At 41.7% G+C, this 23781-nt stretch carries 17 protein-coding genes and 1 pseudogene; 9 read left to right on the plus strand and 9 right to left on the minus strand.

What is annotated here, in order from left to right:
- Nucleotide 1 precedes the first annotated feature (1 nt).
- The 5 genes from IR173_RS10465 to IR173_RS10485 form a co-directional block, all read right to left on the minus strand.
- Entirely contained in the window at nucleotides 2-1600 is a 1599-nt protein-coding gene (locus IR173_RS10465; protein WP_237039549.1) for an alpha-galactosidase D, read from the minus strand.
- Between the two features lie 36 nt (nucleotides 1601-1636).
- Nucleotides 1637-2776, minus strand: a complete 1140-nt coding sequence (locus IR173_RS10470) for an acyltransferase family protein (protein WP_237039550.1) — start codon at nucleotides 2774-2776, stop codon at nucleotides 1637-1639.
- A gap of 104 nt (nucleotides 2777-2880) precedes the next feature.
- Entirely contained in the window at nucleotides 2881-4374 is a 1494-nt protein-coding gene (locus IR173_RS10475; protein ID WP_237039551.1) for a RagB/SusD family nutrient uptake outer membrane protein, read from the minus strand.
- Nucleotides 4375-4399: 25 nt separating this feature from the next.
- Nucleotides 4400-7801, minus strand: a complete 3402-nt coding sequence (locus tag IR173_RS10480; protein WP_237039552.1) for a TonB-dependent receptor — start codon at nucleotides 7799-7801, stop codon at nucleotides 4400-4402.
- Between the two features lie 251 nt (nucleotides 7802-8052).
- Nucleotides 8053-9081: a FecR family protein gene (locus IR173_RS10485; RefSeq protein WP_237039553.1), complete on the minus strand. Its 1029-nt coding sequence runs from the start codon at nucleotides 9079-9081 to the stop codon at nucleotides 8053-8055.
- Nucleotides 9082-9224: 143 nt separating this feature from the next.
- Between IR173_RS10485 and IR173_RS10490 the strand changes: the two genes are divergently transcribed.
- On the plus strand, nucleotides 9225-9806 hold the full coding sequence (locus IR173_RS10490) for an RNA polymerase sigma-70 factor (RefSeq protein ID WP_237039554.1): 582 nt from the start codon (nucleotides 9225-9227) through the stop codon (nucleotides 9804-9806).
- Nucleotides 9807-9843: 37 nt separating this feature from the next.
- Here the strand turns inward: IR173_RS10490 and IR173_RS10495 are convergent.
- Nucleotides 9844-10206, minus strand: a pseudogene (locus IR173_RS10495) (PD-(D/E)XK nuclease domain-containing protein); the annotation flags it as partial.
- Nucleotides 10207-11082: 876 nt separating this feature from the next.
- The gene (locus IR173_RS10500; RefSeq protein WP_237039555.1) at nucleotides 11083-11445 is read right to left on the minus strand and encodes a hypothetical protein; all 363 of its coding nucleotides are present in this window, start codon (nucleotides 11443-11445) and stop codon (nucleotides 11083-11085) included.
- 548 nt (nucleotides 11446-11993) lie between these two features.
- On the opposite strand from IR173_RS10500, the gene IR173_RS10505 reads away from it, so the two are divergent.
- Both IR173_RS10505 and IR173_RS10510 read left to right on the plus strand, forming a co-directional pair.
- Nucleotides 11994-12491 (plus strand): helix-turn-helix domain-containing protein, encoded by a 498-nt coding sequence (locus IR173_RS10505; RefSeq protein WP_237039556.1) that lies wholly within the window; start codon nucleotides 11994-11996, stop codon nucleotides 12489-12491.
- A 42-nt stretch (nucleotides 12492-12533) separates the two neighbouring features.
- Nucleotides 12534-15224, plus strand: coding sequence for a cell surface protein (locus IR173_RS10510; RefSeq protein ID WP_237039557.1), 2691 nt, complete (start codon nucleotides 12534-12536; stop codon nucleotides 15222-15224).
- 119 nt (nucleotides 15225-15343) lie between these two features.
- On the opposite strand, the gene IR173_RS10515 is transcribed toward IR173_RS10510, so the two are convergent.
- Entirely contained in the window at nucleotides 15344-16897 is a 1554-nt protein-coding gene (locus IR173_RS10515; protein ID WP_237039558.1) for an ATP-binding protein, read from the minus strand.
- Between the two features lie 66 nt (nucleotides 16898-16963).
- The gene (pdxB, locus tag IR173_RS10520; protein ID WP_237039559.1) at nucleotides 16964-17980 is read right to left on the minus strand and encodes a 4-phosphoerythronate dehydrogenase PdxB; all 1017 of its coding nucleotides are present in this window, start codon (nucleotides 17978-17980) and stop codon (nucleotides 16964-16966) included.
- A 114-nt stretch (nucleotides 17981-18094) separates the two neighbouring features.
- Here pdxB and IR173_RS10525 point away from each other — a divergent pair, with 114 nt between their 5' ends.
- The 6 genes from IR173_RS10525 (at nucleotide 18095) to IR173_RS10550 (ending at nucleotide 23752) form a co-directional block, all read left to right on the plus strand.
- A complete protein-coding gene (locus IR173_RS10525) occupies nucleotides 18095-18700 on the plus strand; it encodes a DUF4254 domain-containing protein (protein WP_237039560.1) in 606 nt (201 codons plus the stop codon).
- A gap of 11 nt (nucleotides 18701-18711) precedes the next feature.
- On the plus strand, nucleotides 18712-19743 hold the full coding sequence (locus IR173_RS10530; RefSeq protein ID WP_237039561.1) for a glycosyltransferase family 9 protein: 1032 nt from the start codon (nucleotides 18712-18714) through the stop codon (nucleotides 19741-19743).
- Nucleotides 19744-19765: 22 nt separating this feature from the next.
- Complete coding sequence (locus IR173_RS10535; protein ID WP_237039562.1) at nucleotides 19766-20515, plus strand: lipopolysaccharide kinase InaA family protein; 750 nt, start codon at nucleotides 19766-19768, stop codon at nucleotides 20513-20515.
- A 6-nt stretch (nucleotides 20516-20521) separates the two neighbouring features.
- Nucleotides 20522-21436, plus strand: a complete 915-nt coding sequence (locus IR173_RS10540) for a lysophospholipid acyltransferase family protein (protein ID WP_237039563.1) — start codon at nucleotides 20522-20524, stop codon at nucleotides 21434-21436.
- A 2-nt stretch (nucleotides 21437-21438) separates the two neighbouring features.
- Entirely contained in the window at nucleotides 21439-22548 is a 1110-nt protein-coding gene (gene glf / locus IR173_RS10545) for a UDP-galactopyranose mutase (RefSeq protein WP_237039626.1), read from the plus strand.
- 181 nt (nucleotides 22549-22729) lie between these two features.
- Nucleotides 22730-23752 carry a galactofuranosyltransferase gene (locus IR173_RS10550; RefSeq protein WP_237039564.1) on the plus strand — a complete coding sequence of 341 codons (1023 nt, stop codon included), beginning with the start codon at nucleotides 22730-22732 and terminating at the stop codon, nucleotides 23750-23752.
- The last annotated feature ends 29 nt before the right edge of the window (nucleotides 23753-23781 follow it).

The raw sequence follows: 23781 nt of genomic DNA on the forward strand, positions 1-23781 counted from the left end.
ATTATTCTATCTTTTTCAGAGTAAAGCAGTCAATATCGGGTGCCCAACAATAAGGGCTTCCCATACGGACCACATTATTTCCCGGTTTCAAACGTACCTGTACCGTTACACACGCAAGTTGCTGTCCATCGGTTCCGGCAAGGTCTCTCAGCAGGATACTCTTTTCATTGTTTACTTTAATTTCCAGCTTGCGGTCTGCATGAGGCACATATTGAATATTCATTTCATACATTCCACCCTTTTCGCTATATACTTTATTCCACTCGGCATAGTTCTCGGCACGACCTCCCAGATAGCCAACCTTCATACCGCCGGATGCTTCTTTCATCGGTGCATACAAAATGGTTTTCGGACGAAGCCCCAAGTCATTAAAACAAGGCAGATAAGCCCATTCAGCCTCATAACGTACAGGTTCAAGACGTTGCTCCGCTTCCATACGCAAAATCAGGACACTATGTGCAGGCAATTGCCGATTCAATGTTCCCTGAACTGCGGGAAGATCTTTTTGCTTCACCAAATCACGCATCTTCACTTTACCTCCCATTTCCAAAACGCTCATAGGAACGGAAAAATCACAAATGCTGTCAGAAGGGTTATACAAAGCCACCGCACGCACTTTACCGCGTTCTTTTTCTATGTCTTTTACCAATACATAACCCCTATTCTCATGCTGCACCACATAAGCCTGTAGTCCCAACGGGTCCTGATTCAAGGCAATCAGTTCCTTATTTTTCAAAAGCTTCAGCGAAGCCTCTGGAATTGTTGTCAGATCACAACCTATCAGCAACGGAGAACTCATGATGCACCACATACCGAAATGCACCTCTTCTTCTTCCGGCTTCAGCCCGCGACCAATCTCCAACATATCCATATCATTATAATGACCGTCTCCTGCATACGCAGAAAGATACAAGTTCTTATCAATGATATGTTTCACAGAACTCCATCTTGGACTGATATCACCACTGATACGCCATGAACAACCGATATTCTTTGCCCATGTACCCGGGAAAGCCCATCGGCACACATTGATGGAAACATGGTTGCCTGCCACTTTGTCAAAAGCACGGCGAATCTCCGTATATCGTTTTTCCTCATCCAGACTCAATTCCTGAGAAGCACCGCAATAATCTATCTTAATGAAATCAAAGCCCCATTCATTGAAATATAAATCAGCATCCTGATGCTCATGACCATACAGCCCCGAACCTACTCCATTGACATCCTTATCCCAAATGGAACCGCAAGTATTACTTCCGGCGTCCGAATAGATACCGGCTTTCAACCCCAAAGAATGAATATGATCTGCCACCCCTTTCAGTCCGTTCGGAAAACGTTCCGGATGAGTCTGCATAATGCCGTGCTCATCGCGCCAGCCGAAAAATCCGTCATCTACATTGACATAGTTATATCCAACTTCTTTCAAGCCTTTCTGCACCATAGCATCAGCCTGCTTCTTTATCAAAGCCTCATTGATATTCACCCGATAAGTATTCCATGAACTCCATCCCATCACAGGAGGATCGAATACATTTCCATTCCCGGCAAATGTCACCGAAGACATGCCCAAAGCTAGCGCACATAACAATAATTTATTCATAATAACCAACCATTAATGAATGCTTTATTAATTCCGTCAGATTTTTATATAAATCTTCTTTCTATATAAATACGCTCCGACCAACCATACAACTCCCACAAAAAGAAAAGCATAGACAAATGAAGTAAAGGCATTATCGCCCAACCAACCGGATAAACCGGCATATATAATGTCGTGCATATTCTGTTCTTGCAGCGGTAAACTGTCAGCTAATATATATAATATCTCACTAAGTACATAGCAAAACAACGGATTTACGCCAAATATGGCAAAAACCCAAGTCTTCTGACATTTCTTCGTCACATCGATATACCACAGCAAAATGGACAAAAGAAGAACAGAAAAGCCGCAAGTAACCAACACAAATGTAGGCGACCACACCTTTTTATTCAAAGGGCATACATCCTGCAGCAGAAAGCCTGCTATCAGCCCCATAGCTCCATAAAGGAATAAACGGTTCAGTTTGTCCTTCATATCGGGAGTCTCCATGCAGATTTTTCCAAACCAGAAACCTATCAGAACTTGGGCAATGGAAGGAATCGTACTCAACACCCCCTCCGGGTCTATTCCCCGGTCATTATACATGTGCGACAACCCCAATACAAACTTATCTGCATGAGAAAGAATATTCTCCGGACCGTATACAAAACCGTTACCGGCCAACAGAATTCCATAATATACAATCAAAATGGCAGCCACCAGATAAGGGATATAACGATGACGAATCGTAGTGACCAGCAATGAGCCTATTCCATAGCACAAAGCAAGACGCTGCAACACACCCAATATGCGTACATGAGCCAGCGATGCAAAAGCCGCCTTCCAAGGGCTGCCTACAAAATCGGGTTGCAGAGACGCTTCGCGCAATGTACCCAGAAAAGTAGCAGTGCCGTAAATAAACGTACCGATAATAAAAATAAGAAAAGTGCGACGGATAATTTTCAGGAATAATGCTTTATGCAAAGTAAAAGAGAATTTCTTCAGAGAGATATACATGGACATTCCCATCATAAACATGAACAAAGGATAAATGACATCCGCCATTGTCAAACCATTCCAGGGAGAATGTAATAAAGGGGGATAGACATAACTCCATGTTCCGGGACTGTTCACCAATATCATGCCTCCTATCGTCAATCCACGAAGCACATCCAAAGCTAACAAACGTTGTTTCATAATAATGCAAGTATTAGATTAGAGAGTCAAAGGTATAAATAAAAGATATAGTTCTAAAAAAGGCTGCCGGATTTATTTTCCCAGCAGCCTCTTTATCTTAATTATCAGTATCCGGGATTTTGGATAATCTTACCTTTACTCTCATCTATTACACTCTGCGGTAGCGGCATCAGAGTCATATAATCCTGTGCTGTGGGCGACTGTTTGTATTTGCGAGCATACTCAATATATCTTCCATAACGAATCAAATCCGAACGGCGAACACCTTCGAACCATAATTCATGTCCGCGCTCTGTCAGCACCGCTTCAAGGAAGGCGTCAGCTCCGGCAAAGTCAGCTGTAGTGTAAGCAGGAAGTCCGGCACGTGTATGTACCATATTCAACAGTTCAACAGCTTCCGAAGTTACTGTATTGCCTTCGCGAACGATAGCCTCAGCCAGCAAAGTAAGCACATCGGCATAACGATATACAATCCAGTCAACCTGACTTTCCTCACCGGTAGCAGCAGGGTCTTCACCATACTTAACAGGCATTGCACCTTTCACCAATACAGAACCGGGATTCTGTTCATTATAGTGTGTACCGTCTTCAGCAACAAAGTCTCCTACCAACACTTCCAAACGCTCGTCTGCCGAGTCGAAAGTATGATAAAAATCCCAAAGGACACGGTAACCGCCCCACTTCTGAATGCTTTCGTTCTTAGTCGGGTATTCACTGGAAAGCACATGAGCCAACCACATCTGCTGGTTTACGCTGCTGCTGCAAACGCATGCCCAGATTGTTTCGGCATTACCTTCGTTTTCCAAAGTAAAGATATCCTTGTAGTTGTCCATCAATTTATATCCATACTCCGGTTTCATCAACTCACGACCACATTCGATAGCTTTTGTCCAATTCTTTTCGTGCATATAAAGCTTCATCAATACGGTATAAGCCAAACCTTTGGTAAAACGTCCATAGTTAGTGTCCGAAACTTTATAAGTGGCCGGAAGAACAGCGATGGCTGCATGCAAATCATCTTCGATAAACTTCACCATCTCTTCTTGTGAGACACGGGGTGCCACCTCGTCAGACAATGGATTATTCAATAAGTCCAAAGAAGCAATCTGAATAGGACCATACATATCATACAATACATAGGCCAACCAACCGCGTCCACAATGCAATTCTGCATTCAAACGTGCTTTTACATCATCTTTCATGGGCACGTTGGCAATACGTTCCATGGTCAGAGTCATTTTACTTATATCACGGATATAAGTACTGTAAGTAGTAGTCAGACCACCGGAATTGGCTGTAAAGTTCATCTGAATCATATCCGGCCAAACTGCATCATTCCACTGACAATCACCAATATCCGAACTCATGTCACTGATTACATGAATACCTCCTTGTGAAGAAGCATACAATCCACTATACCAACTTGAGCGGAAAGGAGCATAAGCAGCCGAAGTCACTAATGAGTTCGCATCGTCTTCATTGGTCGGGAAAATTCCCGGATTAATCACATTATACATCTCTGACTCCAGATTGGTACAAGAAGGACAGAATGTAGCTGCAACGAGTGCTAACGAAAATATCGATAATATCTTTTTCATTTCAATCTTGTCTTTTTATAGGTTATTAAAATGTAATGTCCAGTCCCAAGCTAAAGCTTCTTACATTGGGATATGCCCAAACAGAGTTATCTGTTTCAAGGTCAAGACCGTCATACGGAGTAATAGTGAACGGATTATTGATATCTGCATAGATACGAACGTTTGACAACGCCTTCTTAACCGGAATAGTATAACCTACGGTTATGTTACGACAACGGACAAACCAGCTCTTCTGCAAATAATAGTCACCGATTCCCCAAGTACTCTTATCCTGGAAATAGCCCGGACGAGAAGCCGACTGATTATCATGTGTCCATACTTCTGCAGCACTGTTAGGCATGTTGTAACCACGGTACATATTTACGATACCAGTCATACCGGCAGAACCTGTCAGCCAAAGGTCTTTATAAGAACCGGAGTTCAAGACATTAAACTGTCCATAGAAATAAATATTGAAATCAAAGTTTTTGTAACGGAGCGTATTGTTCAATCCCAACAGATAACCCGGGTCTTCACTACCGTAAATCACTTTATCGGCATCATTCAGTTTTCCATCAGGCTTACCTGATTTCATAGGAATACCGTGTTTATCCACTTTAATAGATCCGTCTTCATTATATACATAGCCATCGATATCTTTGATTTTCACCTGTCCCGGTAATGAACCCGGCATCCAGTCTACTGTTTCACCGGCCTGAATCAAACCGTCAGACACATATCCGTATTTGTAGCGGATAGGCGCATTGTATTGTGAATAGGCAGCCGGTTTCCAGCTTGCGTCACGTGTGTTCCATTTATCACGATAGAATGAGAAAGTAAAGTCAGTATTCCAACTGAAATCCTTCGAATTGAAATTGGTGGTATTAACTGTCAATTCAAATCCCTGGCTCTGTGTTTTACCAATGTTAGCGGCAATCTTGGATGCTTCATTGAAAATAAGCAGGCTGCGTTCGCTCAACAAGTCTGAAACAACTTTGTGGAAATATTCGGCAGTCACATTCACGCGGTTATTGAAGAAACCTAAGTCAAGACCGATGTTCCATTCTGTAGTCGTCTCCCATTTCAAGTCAGGGTTACCCATCTGGCTCAAATAAACACCTACATATTCTGTTCCACCAAATTCATTGTTATTACCGGTCTGATAATAGCTGATGGCACGGTTGCCGATGTTAGAGTTACCAGTCTGACCGAAGCTGACACGCAATTTACCGTTAGAAAGTACAGAAGCCATCGGTTTCATGAATTCCTCTTCGGTGAATCTCCAACCCAAAGCTACTGATGGGAAATAACCCCAACGATTGTTTTCGGCAAAGTTTGATGCACCATCGGCACGCAATGTAGCAGTCAACAAATAGCGGTCTTTATATGAATAGTTCACACGACCGAAGAATGAAGCCATTTCGTCTTTTGACGCCGAAGAGCCAACAGAAGGTTTCGGATAAGCACCGGCTCCAATATTATTATATAAGAAACCGTCAATCAAGAACTGGCTGTTGCCGGCAGACAATGCTTCGTCTGTGAAACGCTGGAATGAGTAACCGAGCAAAGCACTAAAGTTATGGTCACCCAATGTTTTGGTATAGTTGGCAGTAAGTTCCATCAAATAGTCAGACTTGTCATATTGTGCAATATCTGCCTGTCCGCCTTTTTTCTGACCATACAAAGTGGTCTTAGGCATATAAACGCTACGTTTCTGATAGTTACGGTCGATACCGAAGTTAGCTTTCAAAGTCAAATCCTGAATAGGCTTCACTTCAACAAAAGCAGTAGCAAGCAATCTCTCTTTCATTGTTTTGTCTGTGATTTCCAACAATGATACCGGGTTAGGCAAGAAAGCAGCCTGAGAATTCAATGTATAATCACCGTTTTCGTCTCTGATTGGCAACAGCGGATTAAACTGTGCAGCAGCCACCATGATACTTGCGTTTTCATTCTGTCCGGAACCCAAAGGCACATTGTTAGTTTGGTGTCTGGACAAAGTCATATTCACTCCCAGGTTAACATACTTGCTCACCTTCTGTTCCAAGTTGATACGGCCCGTATAACGTTCCATATCATTATTCTTCACCACACCATTCTGTTTGAAGAAGTTACCAGAAACCAAATACTTGGTCATATCGGTACCACCTGTTACAGAAACATTGTGCTGAGTCTGGAAACCTGTACGGGTAATTTCGTCAAACCAGTCAGTATTATTGGCTGGAGCATTGATTTGAGCATCTGTATAATAAGGCTTATAAGCTGTAGAAGCATCACCTTCGGCTTTTCCACCATATACACCGATACCGTTTGATCTCATCCATTCTTCTTTGGCATAGCGGTTGGACTGCAACATGAAGTCGCGAGCGCTCAACATATCATAGTCACTTGCCAATGTCTGAACAGTAGCTGTTCCGGAGTAAGTAACCTTCGGAGCACCTGTTTTACCCTTTTTAGTAGTGATAATAATTACACCGTTACCGGCACGTGCACCATAGATAGCAGTAGAGCTGGCATCTTTCAGAACTTCGATAGACTCGATATCGTTCGGGTTGATAGAAGCCAAAATATTATCCGAGCTACCTGCATCATATTTACCGGTTTTAACAGCATCGTCTGAAGCCGGGCTTACAGGGAATCCGTCAATAATCACCAATGGGTCGTTACCGGCATTGACAGAAGCAGCACCACGGATACGGAAATTAGAACCACTACCCGGCTGTGCACTTACCATATTTACCTGCAAACCGGCAGCCTTACCTGCCAAAGCATGGCTGATGGTAGATACGGTTCCCACAGGAGCATCGTCCATCTTGACAGAAGCAACAGCACCGGTCAAATCTTTTTTCTTCATTGTACCATAACCGACAACAATAACTTCATCCAACATCTCGGTATCTTCGCTCATAGTAACAGCCAATTGTTTGCCTGCCTGAGGTTTCAAAACCTGTGTCTTATAACCGATATAAGAAACTTCCAATTCTGCTTTAGCCGAACTTATGGTTAAAGTAAATTTACCATCCATATCAGTTACAGTACCGTTTGTTGTTCCTTTTTCCACTACACTGGCACCGATAATAGGTTCACCGGTTGCATCAAGTACCGTACCACTTACCACAGTAGAAGTCTGTTTAACAGCTTTAGTTCCTTCTGTAGAGAGGATAATTTTCTTATCCAAAACAGAATAAGTCACATTCGTTCCGGCAAATACCTTCTCCAGAACTTCAAACACATTTCCTTGATTAGCCGAAACAGACACACGACGATTCAAATCTACATGTTTATTATTGAAAAAGAAATCAAAACCGGTTTTTGCCTTGATCTGATTCAATACTGTTTCAACTGTTTGATTACTAGCATCAATGCTGATTTTTGTTTTTTGCGCATACGTTTCTGCTGCATGAGTCAAGCTCAATGAGCAGGCGAGAAATAGAACACATAGTCTCATAAACAATGGGATTTTGTTAAATGATAGCCATAACGACTTTATCATCCAGAATACTTGGATGCTAAAAGGATTTTGCATAATTTTGTAAAGACTGAGGTTAATAAAAATGTTATCTTAGCTTGTCGCCAAACAAGCTTTAAAAAGTTCTCATTTTTCCATGCGGTAGATACGCCAATATCTTCCGCATGTTTTTTGTTTTAAGGCGCTCTCTTTTGTTTCATAATATTTTTAAAAGGTTAATAAGGTTTTATTTAATACATCTCTATCCGCTGTTTTTTATCAGAAATATTATCACTGTCCAAATAACGCCAATTTATTTTGGACGAGATTTTAAAATATTCCAAGATACGTTCCAAACGCTGAGTAGAGAACGTTCCTGTAAACGAGTATTCCTTAATGCGATTATTCTTCACAATAAAGTCCACATTATAGCGTTTACCCAACATACGAAGGATATCCTCCATAGAGGTATTGTTAAATACTATCTTACCATCTTTCCAGGCAATCTCCGATTCGCAAGAGGTAGCAAACATTTTCGTCTCACCCGATACCGGAGTGTACACCAGTTTATGATGAGGCTTCAGCTTTACCATCTTGGCTTCTCCTACTTTATCTTTAAAGAAAAAGCCAACACTTCCTTCCACCAATGTAGTCGAAATCCGACCGTCGGCGGCATACGCCTCCACATTAAAACTAGTTCCGTATACTTCTATTTGTGACTGATGAACAGTAGAAATCACAAAACGTTTCTCTTCATTTTTCGTCACATCAAAATAAGCCTCACCAATTAACTCCACTTCACGGCTTTCGCCTATAAAGCGGGAAGGATAACGCAATGAAGACTCAGAATTCAAATAAACCACAGTATTATCAGGCAATACGACCGAAGTAGTCATTCCCGGATTTGTCTTTATTTCAATCATTTGAGCCACTTCCTGCTGCTCATCCTTATCCTGATACATCCACAAGACAGCAATCAATAGTGGGATGGACACCATCGCAGCTATTCGTTGCGTCCATTCCCACCAAGAGATTCTTTTTTTGTTCATCCTACCTTTTACCTTCCTTAATGCCTTTTCTATATCTACACTTTTCATCACATGCAGCGTATCGGCGGCCCAATAAAGCGCATGAATCTGATCCACAATCTTACGGTGAGATTCATCCTGCGCTATCCATTCCTCCACCAACCGACTTTCCGCTTCCGTTGTCATTCCTTCACAGAAACGAGGCAACAGTTCCTCTATGCTATTATTATATGTATTATCCGTATCTGTCATCTTTGAGCTCATTTACTATTAAGACAAGCCCCAAAGAAAGATTCCTAAACAAAAAATGATATTTTTTTGAAAAAAGGTGTTTTAGTATTAAAAACATAGACGAAACACTTATCTTTGCAAACAAGTTAACGATGAATAATAAGATGAAAACAGACAGAAATATAGAAGATATGGCTTTATTGAGTTCCCTCCGAAAAGGGGAACAGAAAGCGTTCGACAGTCTGTTCAGAAAATATTATCCGATGCTATGCGCTTATGCCCACCGTTTCATTGAAATGGAAGATGCGGAAGAGATTGTTCAGGAAATCATGCTCTGGATATGGGAAAAGCGTTCGGAACTGATAATCGAATCCTCCCTCAACCAGTATCTTTTCAAAATGACCTACCACCGGGCATTAAACCTTATAACCAAGAAAGAAATCACTAGCCGGGCAGAAACCTTTTTCTATACCAAGAATCAGGAAGCGACGGAGGATGTGAATTATTATCAGATAGAAGAACTGAGCAAAAGAATCGAAAAGGCAATAGCTGCATTACCCGAATCTTATCAGACGGCATTTGTTATGCATCGTTTTAAAGGCATGAGCTATAAAGATATCGCCACCATTTATAATGTGTCCCCCAAAACAATAGACTACCGCATTCAGCAAGCCTTGAAATTACTGAGAGAAGACCTAAAGGATTATTTGCCACTGACAGTATTGCTGGCATTGCATATCGGCTGATATGCAAATCTATTTTTTACCGGTTAATTCTTACTTTCTATACCTCTTCCATCCTTGCCAGCTCCCATCCGCAGAACTGCATCACAATGCAATGCAGGCGGGTTCCCCTGCAAAGCTGCCGCACCTTCTCCCCTTCGGCATAACGGTGGATTTGCTGCACGGCTGCATCCCACTGTTCCGCCGACTGTGCCTCGAACTTGTCTTTCGGGAGATATTTCAGTTCCAGAATGTAGCTGTGCTCCACCTCAGGATATCGCTGCAGGTCCGGCATGAGGAACATGTCGCAGAAACCGTGGTTCAGCTCCACTTCGGGCATGGTCAGGTAATAGGCATTGATACTCAGGTAGGCGGTGAAGAAACCTTGAATGTTCCTTTCGCCCTCTATGCTACTGCGTACCGATAAAATGCGTAGTCAGTGACAAGTATCGGATGTAATGCCGGCTCTCGGCTTTTGTCATAAAGGGTTTGTCATACAATGACTGAATCCACCAAAACCAACTGTATTTTCTCGCCCTACAAACGGAAAATCGGTCTCTTCCTTCCTCCTTTCATTAGTCGTTGAAACGCCCTGCCGGTGGGAGTTCCGGTAGTGAAGGGACATCCCGTCACCGCCCTTTCAGCCTCCTTTCATTCGTAAACTTTCTTCTTTCGGTTTTTGAACTTTTTCGATAACGCTTTACGGTAGGGGCGGACCCATGTGTCCGCCCAATAGCGCCAATGGCTTAAAGTGAACTGTTCTCGGGCAGACACACGGGTCTGCCCCTACAGAAAACGGTGGGCTAAAAAGAGGAGTACACACACAATTGCTGAAGGCAGGTTGTGAAGGGACCTGGAAAGCGCGGCTGAAGGGAGGATGAGGGGATGTGCTGTCATCTTTAACCAGTTGATAGCCAGTGTGTATGAATCAAAATGAAAGGATGAACGGAGAAGAGGGAATAACCGGCTTAATGAGGGGATACTCCCATTTGCCCCTCCATGAAAAAGATGCCGGGCTTTTTTAAAAAGATGGTGATGTTTTTAAAAAACTTCCCGGTCTTTTTCGAAAAACTCAAAGTCTTTTTTGAAAAGTTCAAGGTCTTTTTGCAGCATTCAGCGTGAGCTTCAAGCTGTATATTTTTAAATGTGCACGTATGCACGCATCGGTCAACACATACGGTGACATCAGCCTGCACGTATATACGCATCGGGTCACACGTACGTACGCATAAGCCTAGACATATATATGTCATTGTGTCAGTAACCACAGGCTTCAACATCCTTTTATCGCTTCCATAATCTATTCTCCTTTTGAGTTTAAAACAACCGATAGACAAAGGTCGTTTTTCAACCGGATATTGAGCAGGAAAAAGAAAATATTCTTAAGACTCACATGCATGGGGTGCGTTTCACATTCGACGGGCGGAAGTGACGGTTCTTTCACACTAATTCCCCATAAACAGGCGGTTCCGGCAGCTGTTATGTGTGAAAGGAGGTATGCAATAAGTTTTCTACCGCTTAATTTCCGTTTGCTTGCGGCGGAAAAGTAAAGCAGTATCATCACCCCTAAACAATGGGCATTGTCTGGACAAACTGTTACCATTGTTTCAAGAAACTGTTCCCATTGTTTGAAGAAGTTCTCACGAGAGTTTTGAAGTCTCATATTCTATTTTATTCGACTAAAACGAGTGATTTTTCTGTCTTTCCCCTCTTTTTATCAATTGATAGAAATGCTTTGGAAAAAGACCTTGAGCTTTTTGAAAAACGCTTAAGTCTTTTTCGGAAACTCCTTGGTCTTTTTTAAAAACATCAGAGTCTTTCCATTAGGATACGTTGACATTTGTTAGGATTTTCAAGTTGGAAGTAAAGCAGGGACTTGACACTGCTTAAACTCTTGAAAACGTGATGAATAAGATTTTAGGAGAAAGAAGAAAAAAAGTGCATCTCTTAGTAAGAGATACACTTTTCGCTGCAAATTTACACAAAGTTTTGATAATTAAAACTTTTTGAGAAGAAAAATCACAAGGCAAGTGCAAAAATATCTTTAGTCTTAAGTTTTAGGACACTATTGCGTTCACTTAAATAATTAATAATAAGTTATTTATGCGCGATTGTATATCTCTTACTAAGAGATGCACTGAACACAACCCTTTTTTAAGAGTTTGAAAAATGTGTAATTATCTGAAACAGAGACGATAAAAAGAGAGTACAATGGACTACCTGTTCCTACATCGCGACAAGCGCACCTTTACTTCCGAAAGGCAGAAGAATCTGCTCTTCCGGGCGGCCCATATCTATTGGGAGCAGAAGTTCGCAACTCACGAAATGGAGAAAGCAAGGAAAGTCGATTGTGAGCTATATAAATATGTATTGTACTATTTGGAAGTGCGCCAAGTGTTTCTCGACCCGAAGCTTTCATTGAATAAGCTAAGCGATATGATTGAAACGAACCAGACTTATTTGTCGAACGTGGTGAACCGCTACTTCGGTTGCCACCTGAAAGATTTGGTGAACACATACCGTGTGGAATATGCCAAGGAACTGCTCCGGTCGGGAGGATGTCCGTTGGAGGAGCTGCCTCAACGATGCGGATTCCTGTCACGAAGTACGTTTTACACTTCCTTTAAGAAGGTGGCGGGTGTCTCTCCAAAAAGATATATGAAACAAGAACAGAGGGCTGTGCCCTCGGAACCGATAGAATATGTATAACCAATTTTAGTTTTTTAAATTTATAAATTTAAAGTTTTTATTATGAACAAAAAGTTTTTAAGTGCAATCCTGTTCGGAGCCTTAATGGTTACCTCGACAGGAACATTTGTGTCTTGTAAAGACTACGATGATGACATCGATAACTTACAGGAACAAATTGACAAACTAGCGACCAAAGAAGATATGGAAGCTAAATTGTCTCAGATGCAGACAGCTATTGATGCTGCAAAATCAACTGCCGCAGATGCTTTGAAAAAGGCCGAAGCTGCCGGCAATGCTGATGAAATTGCTGCATTGGAAGAACGTATCTCTAAGTTGGAAAAAGCTACTATCGATGTAGAAGCATTGAAGAAAGAACTGAAAGATGCTGTAAACGAAGATATTACTGCTTTCCGCACAGAAATGCAAGATTTAATCAAGGAAGTAGAAGGTCTTGTAGGTAAAATCGCAGACATGGTTACTAGTGTAGAACTAGTAAAATCATTTGCTATTGATTCTGAAACAGGATTCAATCCTATTTCATTAAGTACTGCTATCGAAAAAGACAACGAATTCAGCAAAGACATTGCAGGAAAGATTACCTTTACAAAGGGGAATGAAGTACAGACTCCGGGTCAATTCCTGGTTCGCGTATCTCCGACCAACGCTGTTCTGACTGCTGATATGATTTCGCTGGTAAACAGCCAAGGCGAAAACTTGGATGAAATTCTGGAAGTGGTAAAAGTTGAAAAGTCTGACGTGCTGTTGAGCCGCGCTGCTAACGAAAGTGGCTTGTGGAACGTAACTGTCCAACTAAAGAACTATGGTGACGGAAAAGCATTCGCTGCTGCCACTACAACAGAGAAAGGCACAAAACAAATCTTGTTTGCTGCCCAGGTAAACAATACACTATCTACTTCTGACGTAAGATATGTAACTTCTTCTTACGACTTGACTTTAGGTTGGGAAGCATTCAAAGCTGCCAACAAACTAAACTATTTCGTTGACGCTGAAAACATCAAGAACGTAAACAACCGTTACAATGCAAGCAGTAAGTCTTTGAAAGAAACAACTGCTAAAATTACATATAAAGAATTAGTTTGGTCTGATGCTGCTGCTGTTGCAGGTAATGATAAAAACACAACTCTAGGTGATAACCGTTCTTCACAGAATGTATATCCCGCTGTACAAGGACAAGCTTTAAAAATTGCTCTGTCTTCTTCTGACGATAAAGTAGTTGCTCCTACAAATATCAGAGCTATCTACGTTGTATTGGATAAGCAGAATGCTGTTGAATCAGCTCCGTCAGAATTGAACGCATGGAACAGCTATACTTATACAGGTTTGAACACCGTAGTTGAAGGAACTTCTACAGAAATTACGATTGACAGCAAATCAGCTATCAACGATATCATCGGTTTCCGTGTATTCGCTGTTAACTATGATGGTACTTTGGTTGACCCGGACGGTAAAGCATTCTATGTGAAGATAGGAGATAAAGCTACAGCTTGGGATGCAGTCAACACAACTGTCGTTCCTTCTTCTGATGCCTCTATTCTTGTAGATATGACTCAATCAGCAAAAGAAACTATCAAGTTGAGCGCATTAGCCAAACCGTTCTCTGCAACATGGACTACAGATAAGATTGAAGCATTAGGTAACTCACCTGTATTTACTGCATACTTTGAAGATGCTGCCGGTCATGTAATCTATGACACTAAAAACTTAATGCAAGCTACTCTTGAAAGAATTGATTTCACTAAAGTAGTTAAAGTATATACAAGACCTAACGGTACAAAATGGTCTATGTACGAAGATGAAAAGACTTATTCCGGTACATTGACTATTAAGAACGAAGATGGCTTCGTATTAGCTACATTGAATGTAACAATGACTAAAGAGTTACCAACAGAATTGCCTGCAGGATTCTCATTCAAAGACAAACAAGTGATTGATGGTGTTTACAATTGCTATCTGATTGCTAATAACTGGAAGGCTGAACAAGCAGTCAATGGTACTATGCCTATCGAAAACTTCATCAACTTCGGTGACGGTGTTAAGTCTCAATATCAAGTAGTATTGGCAGAATCTCAGAGAAATGCTAATGATGCACTCGAATCGCAGACTAAGAAAGGCAATGAATCGATTGATGTACAAACCGAATTCATTGACAACAAAACAGAGCATGCTACAGTAGTTTCTTATAACTATGGAGAAATATCTTCTAAGAAAGATGAAAAAGGTAATTATATTCCTGTAGTCATTAAAGCTGCTGAAATCAAAACAGTTTATTGCTGCTTCTACAAGAAAGAAATTCACACTTGGAATTGGGCAACTAACGACCAAGTAGGCAAAATTTCAATTGATGGAACGGAAATTAATTATGCAGAGAAAAAAGATGGTAAATACGTAAACGCATTGCCTTCTACCACTCTGACTTACGGCAGCAATTCTGAAATAGCATACAACAACTTTATTTTTGGTCAGAATACTATTGATGGAACATTCTCTAAACTGTTGAGCGCTCCTTACGAAGAAAGTTTGATTGTTAAGAGTGCTAAATTAGTTTCTGATGCAACTCAAAAAGAAGACTACTTCTCAGTAAGCACTGACTTGAAGTTCACAGCAATCAAGACAGATCTTGGTTCTAATCCGAAGGAAAATGTACCTTCTACATTGACTGTAACTTGTGTTGATTCTTACGGACACGAAGTTGTCATCTCATTGAAGATGACTGTTGCTCCTCGTAAGTAATTAAAACAACAGTTAATTCAAACTCTAGAGTAAGTTCTCCCTCATGCATGAGGGAGCTTATATAATAGAAAAACTTTAAAACGAAATCCTCGGCTTGTGATAAGTCGGGGATTTTTTAATTACTCTTCCACTATCCACTTTTCTATATTTCTTGTTTCCGCACTGAAGTTTACTCCTATTTTAAACAGTTTACGGCCGTCAACTTCAAAAGGTTGTGCATAACGCTTTTCATTGATTTGTCGCAATGCTTCTTCTGCCGTTCCATCCAGTTTAAACTCCATTACATAAATAAAACAATCTGTCTGTAACACTAAATCCACACGACCCCTAGCAGTGTGATATTCCACTTTCACATAAAAGCCTACCAGCTTGAAGACAATAAAAAGAACGTTTTGATAATGAAGTTCCAATTCACGCACCATCTCATAAGGAGTATCTGCAAAGAAACTCTGCAAACGGCGGAAAAAAGAATCATAATCACCGGAACGCACCTCACGAACAAACTTCTGTATTTCAAAGGGAGAATCCACTTTATTCACATTGGCATAGAAAGGCAATAAAAAACGAATAAACCCTTCTTCCACCTCACGGTTTGGAAAACCTAAACGGTAAATGCCAAATTCTGAATCATATTCTTTAATAGTCAAATATCCGCTTTGATAAATCACCGGAATAGGATTGGTCGATTCTGAATCAATGCTATTCAACACCTGCGCATCCGTTTCTTCATGCGCCATCCGTTCCAGGTCATAATGATGTTTTTTCAGTAAAGTCACCAAATAGGTAGGTGTTCCCGTCTCAAACCAATAACTGCCAAATTCCCTCCTCTTGAAGGCACTAAGCAGACTGAAGGGATTATACATGCCTACAGAATTATGTGTAAAATGATAGCCGTCATAATTCCGTTTCAATTCATCACAAAGTTCATCGTAAGAGATGCCCCTCGCAGCAGCAAACACATGAAGCTCTTCCTCCAGATATTCATGTATTTCGTTGTCGCTGACACCGCATATCTCAATAAACTCATTCCACATGGATATATCATCCAAATTATTCAAATCACTAAAGACACTGACCTTTCCAAATTTCGTTACCCCTGTCAACAAAGCAAACTTGATACAACTGTCCATCGTTTTCAGTACTCCATAAAACGGCTTCAGCGTATTCCGATACTTTTCTTGAAGTTCCTTATTTCCAATTGCTTGCAACATCGGTTTATCATATTCATCCACAAGAATCACCACTCGCTGTCCCATCTTTTCACAAGCACGTTTCACAACTCCTTTAAACCGCAGAGCCAAAGAAGTTTCAGACGAAGCCGCTCCGTAAAGGGCTTCCCAATTAGTGAGATAGTCATTTAGAATATCATCCAAATCCTGTGCCGAATCATATTTTGAGATATTAAGGTCAATATGCAGAATAGGATATTGCACCCAGTCTTTCTCCAAACCGGCTATGGCCAGGCCGTCAAACAGTTCTTTCTTTCCCTGGAAATAAGCTTCCAACGTAGATATCAAAAGACTCTTTCCGAAACGGCGCGGACGGCTGAGAAAATAATAACTTCCTGTTTTTACCAACTTATAAATCAAAGCTGTTTTATCAATATAAAGATAGCCGTCATTACGCAGCTTCTCAAAACTCTGTATTCCGATAGGATATAACTTGTTGCCCATAACTCATTGTTTTAACAGATAACACACAAAGATAAAGAATTCCTTCTCATGTTCAACCTTTTACAACTATAAAAGCTCTCTTCTCACCGGATAATTTCCTCTGAACTGTTCAAACTCTTCCGGCCGTTGCTTCAGCCAATCACTATCCCGCTGCGGATTATAAACCTGTAAGAAAGCTTCCTCTTTATCAGACGACAAAGTCATAGGCGGCATGGCAGGAGGAACAATCTCAAATGAAGCCTCTATATGAAAAAAACGACAAACGGCCTCCAGTGCCATACGAGTGGCATTCGCCTTTCCGTCGGCAGAATAACCGGCTATGTGAGGTGTTCCCAAAAACACGGTTTGCAACAGTTCAAGATTTATATCAGGCTCGTGCTCCCATGTATCGATAATTGCCTCACTGACCTGTCCCGTTTTCAGAGCATTGAGCAGTGCCGGAGTGTCGATGACTTCTCCGCGACATGTATTTATAATCACAGGACGACGCTGCAATGATGCAAAAAAAGAAGCATCCGCCAAATGAAAGGTCTTATACACCCCGGTGCGGTATAAAGGAGTATGGAAAGTGATAATATCGCATGCGCGCATCAAAGTCTGCAAATCGACAAAACCCTGTTCACCGCTGTCCTCACGGGGAGGGTCGTTCAGCAACACATTCATCCCCAAAGTCTCAGCCATCCGCCGGATGCGGCTACCCACATGGCCTACCCCCACAATACCCATACACATATTTTCCAGCTTCATTCCGCGCAACCGTTTGAGCAGCAGAAGCGAAGCATGTACATATTGCTCCACTCCTCCGGCATTGCAGCCGGGACAGTTGCTCCATGCGATACCTGCCTCACGGCAATAATCCACATCGATATGGTCAAAACCAATCGTCGCCGTTGCAATAAATTTCACGGAACTGCCCTCCAGCAATTCACGGTTACAATGGGTGCGTGTACGGACAATCAGAACATCGGCATCTTTTACATCCCGAGGCGTAAAAGCAGCACCCGGCAAATATACCACCTCATCGGCTATCTGCCCGACAGCTTCTTTAATATAAGGGATTTTATTGTCTACAATTACTTTCATCTTCTAAAAAAACTAGGATTAGGACAAAGGTAGACACTTTTACCGAATAATAATTGGTTGATTAGAAAAGTTTGCATAGATTTGTCTTTCCAATAATTTTAAAACGAACAAGATATGAGTTTTACAGAACTATGCAAGCCCATTTTTGTACAGTCTATCAATGACTATCACAAGACAGATAATGTTGATACCCCCATCAACAATCCTTATGAAGTGAAAAGCATCGAGTATTATCTTTATCTGAAAAACTGGATTGACACAGTACAATGGCACTTTGAAGACATTATCCGCGACCCGCAGATTGACCCGGTGGAAGCATTGACACTGAAACGCCGTATCGACAAGTCCAATCAAGACCGTACTGATTTGGTGGAACTGATTGACAGCTATTTCCTTGACAAATATAAAGATGTAACAATACTGCCCGATGCAACGATTAATACCGAAAGTCCTGCATGGGCCATCGACCGCCTTTCTATTCTTGCACTGAAAATCTATCACATGCGTCAGGAAGTGGAGCGCACTGATGTGTCTCCCGAGCATCACGCACAATGTGAAAAGAAACTGAATATCCTGCTTGAACAGCAGAAAGACCTCTCATCCGCCATCGACCAATTGATAGCCGATATCGAAGCGGGCCGCAAGTATATGAAAGTATATAAGCAGATGAAGATGTATAACGATCCGGCATTGAACCCTGTTTTGTACGGAAAGAAATAAATGGTTCCCTCATGGCTAAGATTCTGGTAATTCGTTTTTCAGCAATCGGCGATGTGGCAATGACCATTCCGGTGATTTACTCATTCGCCGTCCAGTATCCTCAGCACCAAATTACAGTGCTGAGCCGCAATACGCTTGCGCCCCTGTTCAACGGATTACCTCCCAATATCACTTTTCACGGAGTGGATTTAAAGGGAGAACATGCAGGAATCATGGGACTGGAATGGATGTACAAGGATTTGAAGAAAGAGCATTTCGATGCCGTAGCGGATTTCCATGATGTATTGCGCAGCAAATATCTGCGGTTGAGATTCAGACTGGCCGGCGTGAAGGTGGCGCATCTGGACAAGGGACGCAGTGGAAAAAGGAAACTGGTACGCGTCAAGAACAAAGTGATGGAATGGCAGAAGTCGTCATTCCAACGATATGCCGAAGTCTTCCGAAACATTGGTTATCCGGTAGAATTAAGTTTCCGGTCACTTTTTGGCAACGGCAAGGGAAGCATTTCGTGCATGCAACTGCTGACGGGCGACAAAGGTACAGACAAATGGATTGGAATTGCCCCGTTTGCAGCCCATGTAGGCAAGATATATCCTTTATCCAAACAAGAACAGGTCATCAGTTTACTGTCTGAACGCAAGAATACGAAAATCCTGCTGTTCGGAGGAGGAGCTAAAGAGATTGAAGTACTGGCTAAATGGGAACGTCAATACCCCAACGTCATATCCACGGCAGGCAAACTGACACTGAACTCGGAATTGGCACTTATGAGCCATCTGGACGTTATGCTGTCTATGGACTCTGCCAATATGCATCTGGCATCATTGGTAAACATTCCGGTGGTCTCCATTTGGGGAGCCACACATCCATACGCCGGATTTATGGGATGGAAACAATTGCCCGACAATGCCGTACAGGTGGATTTACCGTGCCGTCCCTGTTCCATTTTCGGAAACAAACCCTGTTGGCGCAAGGACTATGCCTGTCTGCAGGGAGTCACTCCCGAAATGGTGGTGCACCGTATTGAACAGGTTATCGATTAAAGAAAGAATAAACCAACGCTCTATGAAAATAGTAATTCATCCCGATTTTATGCAGACTGCCGATTTTATCAGGCAGCTACCCCAACACTTTGCACAAGAAGGGGAGCTGTTGTATGAAGGTAGAAATGAAGTCAGACGGTATCGGGTGAAGAACGAATGGTTGGTAGTGAAAAGATATAAGCAGCCCAATATCATTCAACGGATTGTCTACACCTTTTTCAAGAAAAGTAAAACGGAACGGGCTTACCTTTTTGCCGGCATATTGCGCCAGAGAGGTTTTGACACCCCGCACGAAGTGGCTTATATTGAAAAGAAAAGAGGAGGATTGTTTCTCGACGGATATTTTATCTCTACCCAATGCGACTACCCTCCCCTGTCCAAAGTGCTGTGGCAACGCCAGTTCGACAAGCATGCCGCCGACGAGCTTGCTGCATTTATGGTACGGTTGCACGAAAAAGGAGTGTTACACGGTGATTTGAATCTGACCAATATACTTTATTGTACAGACAAAGACAGCCATTACCATTTCACCTTAATTGATACCAACCGTTCCAAGTTTAAATCCTCCCTCACCCGAAAGGAGTGTCTGGAGAATCTGAAACGTCTCACACACAGCAAAGCCCTCCTGCGGTATGTGGTGATGCAATATGCTAATTTGAGAGGATGGCCTCCAAGAGAATGTGCTTTGGAAGTATTTCAGTTCCTTCTTCAGTTCGAACACAAACGACGAAGAAAACGCAGACTCCAGGCATTAATCGGAATAAAAAAGTAACAGACAATGAAGATAGTATATTATATTGTATTTTTCTTTTGGTATATGCTTTCGCTTTTACCATTACGCCTCTTATATGTTTTTTCCGATATCCTCTACTATCCGCTCTATTACTGCATTCGCTATCGGCGCAAAGTGGTCAGACAAAATCTTACCGGCTCCTTTCCCGATAAAGATGAAAAAGAGCTCATCCATATAGAGAAACAATATTACCACTTCTTTTGCGATTATATGATAGAGACAATCAAGCTTTTCTCTATCTCGAAAAAACAATTAAAACGAAGAATGACCTTCGGAGGTATTGACGAGATTATGAAGAAGCTGGAAGAAGAGAACAAAAACTTCTGCTTTGTCTATCTGGGGCATTATTGTAACTGGGAATGGATTGCCTCCCTGCCCTATTGGGTGCCGGAAGATATACTGTGCGGGCAAATCTACCACCCGCTATACAACAAAGCTTTCGACCGGCTCTTTCTCCGCCTGCGCAACCAGTTTGGCGGCGAATGTATCTCCATGAAAGAGACGCTCCGCCGAATCATAGAACTGAAACGCGCCAAACAGAAAACAATTATCGGTTTTATCTCCGACCAGGCTCCGAAGTGGAACAGCATCCATCATTGGGCAGAGTTCTTCCATCGTGAAACTCCGGTATTCATCGGAACGGAAAAGATAGGCAAACAGGTAGACGCCTTAATTTATTATGCCGATGTGAAACGGATAAAAAGAGGATATTACCATTGCGAGTTCAAGCAACTGGCCGACAATGCCAAGGATGTTCCCGATTTTCAACTGACAGATATGTATATCCATAATCTGGAACGTATGATAAGTGCAGTACCTCAATATTGGCTATGGAGCCACAAACGCTGGAAACGCACCAAAGAAGAGTGGATAAGAAGACAACAAGAAGAGAAGAAATGACAATGAAGGAGTATGATTATTTAATAGTAGGTGCCGGATTATTCGGAGCAGTATTCGCACACGAAGCCCGATGTGCCGGCAAGCGTTGTCTTGTCATAGACAAACGAGACCAACGCGGTGGTAACTTATACTGTGAAGACGTAGAGGGAATACATGTACACAAATATGGCGCACATATTTTCCATACAGACAATAAAGAAGTGTGGGATTATGTGAACAGCTTTGTGGAGTTCAACCGATACACCAATTCTCCGTTAGCTCATTTTGAAGGTAAATTATACAATCTTCCCTTCAACATGAATACCTTCTATCAGTTATGGGGCGTAAAGACTCCGGCAGAAGCAAAGGAGAAAATAGAAGAACAACGCCGTGAGTTTGCTCACATCACCGAACCGGCCAATCTGGAAGAACAGGCATTAAAACTGTGTGGCAAAGACATTTATCGCTGTCTGATAAAAGGTTACACAGAGAAACAATGGGGCAGGGCGGCCACTGAATTACCCGCATTCATCATCAGGCGTATCCCCTTCCGCTTTGTATATGACAATAATTATTTCAATGATGCCTATCAAGGCATCCCCAAAGGAGGATACAATGTATTGATTGATGCGCTGCTGGAAGGTATTGACGTGCGATTGAACACAAACTACTTCGAGCACCGGAAAGAGCTGGATGCATTGGCAGACAAAGTACTTTTCACCGGATGTATCGACGAGTATTTTGATTTCTGCTGTGGTCATTTGGAATATAGAAGTCTACGCTTCGACCATCAACGATTGGATACAGAAGATTTTCAAGGAAATGCAGTGGTAAATTATACCGAACGTGAGGTTCCTTACACACGCATTATTGAACATAAGCATTTTGAATACGGCACACAACCCACCACCGTTATCACTTATGAATACCCGGACGATTTCCAACCGGGCAAAGAGCCTTATTATCCCGTAAATGACAGACGAAATACAGAAATATATCAAAAATATAAAAAGCTGTCCCAACAACATCCCAACGTTTTATTCGGCGGACGATTGGCTCAATACGCTTATGCCGATATGGACGATACGGTGAATGCAGCACTTACCTTGTGGAGAAAACAACTGAAACTTTAACTTATGAAAAAGACAGAAAAGCATATAAAGGCATACATCGATTTATACCATGAATTACTGTCATCAGAATAATTCAGTGTGTTTGCATGATATTCTCTAAAGAAATCATCGTAAATACAAAAAATCTCTGTAATTTTGTTCTAATAAACTTTCAGAGAATTAAACGAAAGAATAAATATAGATGAACTGCTACCTGTCACGCAATTACAAAGGACTGTCTAGTGCCGGAAATAAGGCAAAGACAGATATTGAACAGATTATGAAAGACCTGTCTTTCAAAAATGTAGGACTCAAGCAGACAACTTACAGAAACAAAGTGCTTTCATTTCTCTTCACTTTAGCCGGAGTATTGAAGGCTCCGTTCTGTCTGCACAAAGGTGACTATCTGGTACTTCAATACCCGTTAAAGAAATATTTTTCCTTTGTCTGCAACATGGCTCATCAAAAAGGAGCTAAAGTAATTGTGATTATTCATGACTTAGGTAGTTTCCGCCGTAAAGCATTGACGATAGAACAAGAGATAAGCCGATTGAACCATGCCGACTACATCATAGCACATAACGAAAAGATGAAAAAATGGCTGGAAGACAACGGATGCAAGGCTAAACTTGGCATCTTGGGAATCTTCGATTATCTGTCGGCGACATCGGCTACCCCCAAACAGGACACAGAAAAACCATACAGCGTATTATATGCCGGAGCGTTGAGCCCCCGTAAAAATGCATTTCTTTACGAAGTAGGTACTTTTGTACATTCTTTCAATCTTAATCTGTATGGCAACGGCTTCGAAATAAATCAGGCAAAAGGTAAAGAGCACTTCAACTACATGGGGTTTGTGAAATCTGATGATTTGATAGCCACAGCCCAAGGAGATTTTGGCTTGGTATGGGACGGCACTTCTGTCTCTACTTGCACCGGAGACTTTGGAGAATATCTGCAATACAACAATCCTCATAAAACATCCTTGTATATCCGATGCCAGTTGCCTGTCATCATTTGGAATAAAGCTGCATTAGCAGATTTTGTACGCGAGAACGGCATCGGAATATGTGTGGATTCTCTGGAAGAACTGGAGAAGATTTTAAATACATTAAGTGAAGAAGAATATGCAGAAATGAAGAAAAGGACGGCAAAGATAGGAGAACAGTTAAGTCAAGGCCATTTTGTACGAAAAGCCTTGCAGGAAGCTATTGAGCGTCTTTAACATTTTTCAAAGAAAAGAATAACTAATTA

This window comes from Phocaeicola faecalis (assembly GCF_021730445.1).
Classification (GTDB): domain Bacteria; phylum Bacteroidota; class Bacteroidia; order Bacteroidales; family Bacteroidaceae; genus Phocaeicola; species Phocaeicola faecalis.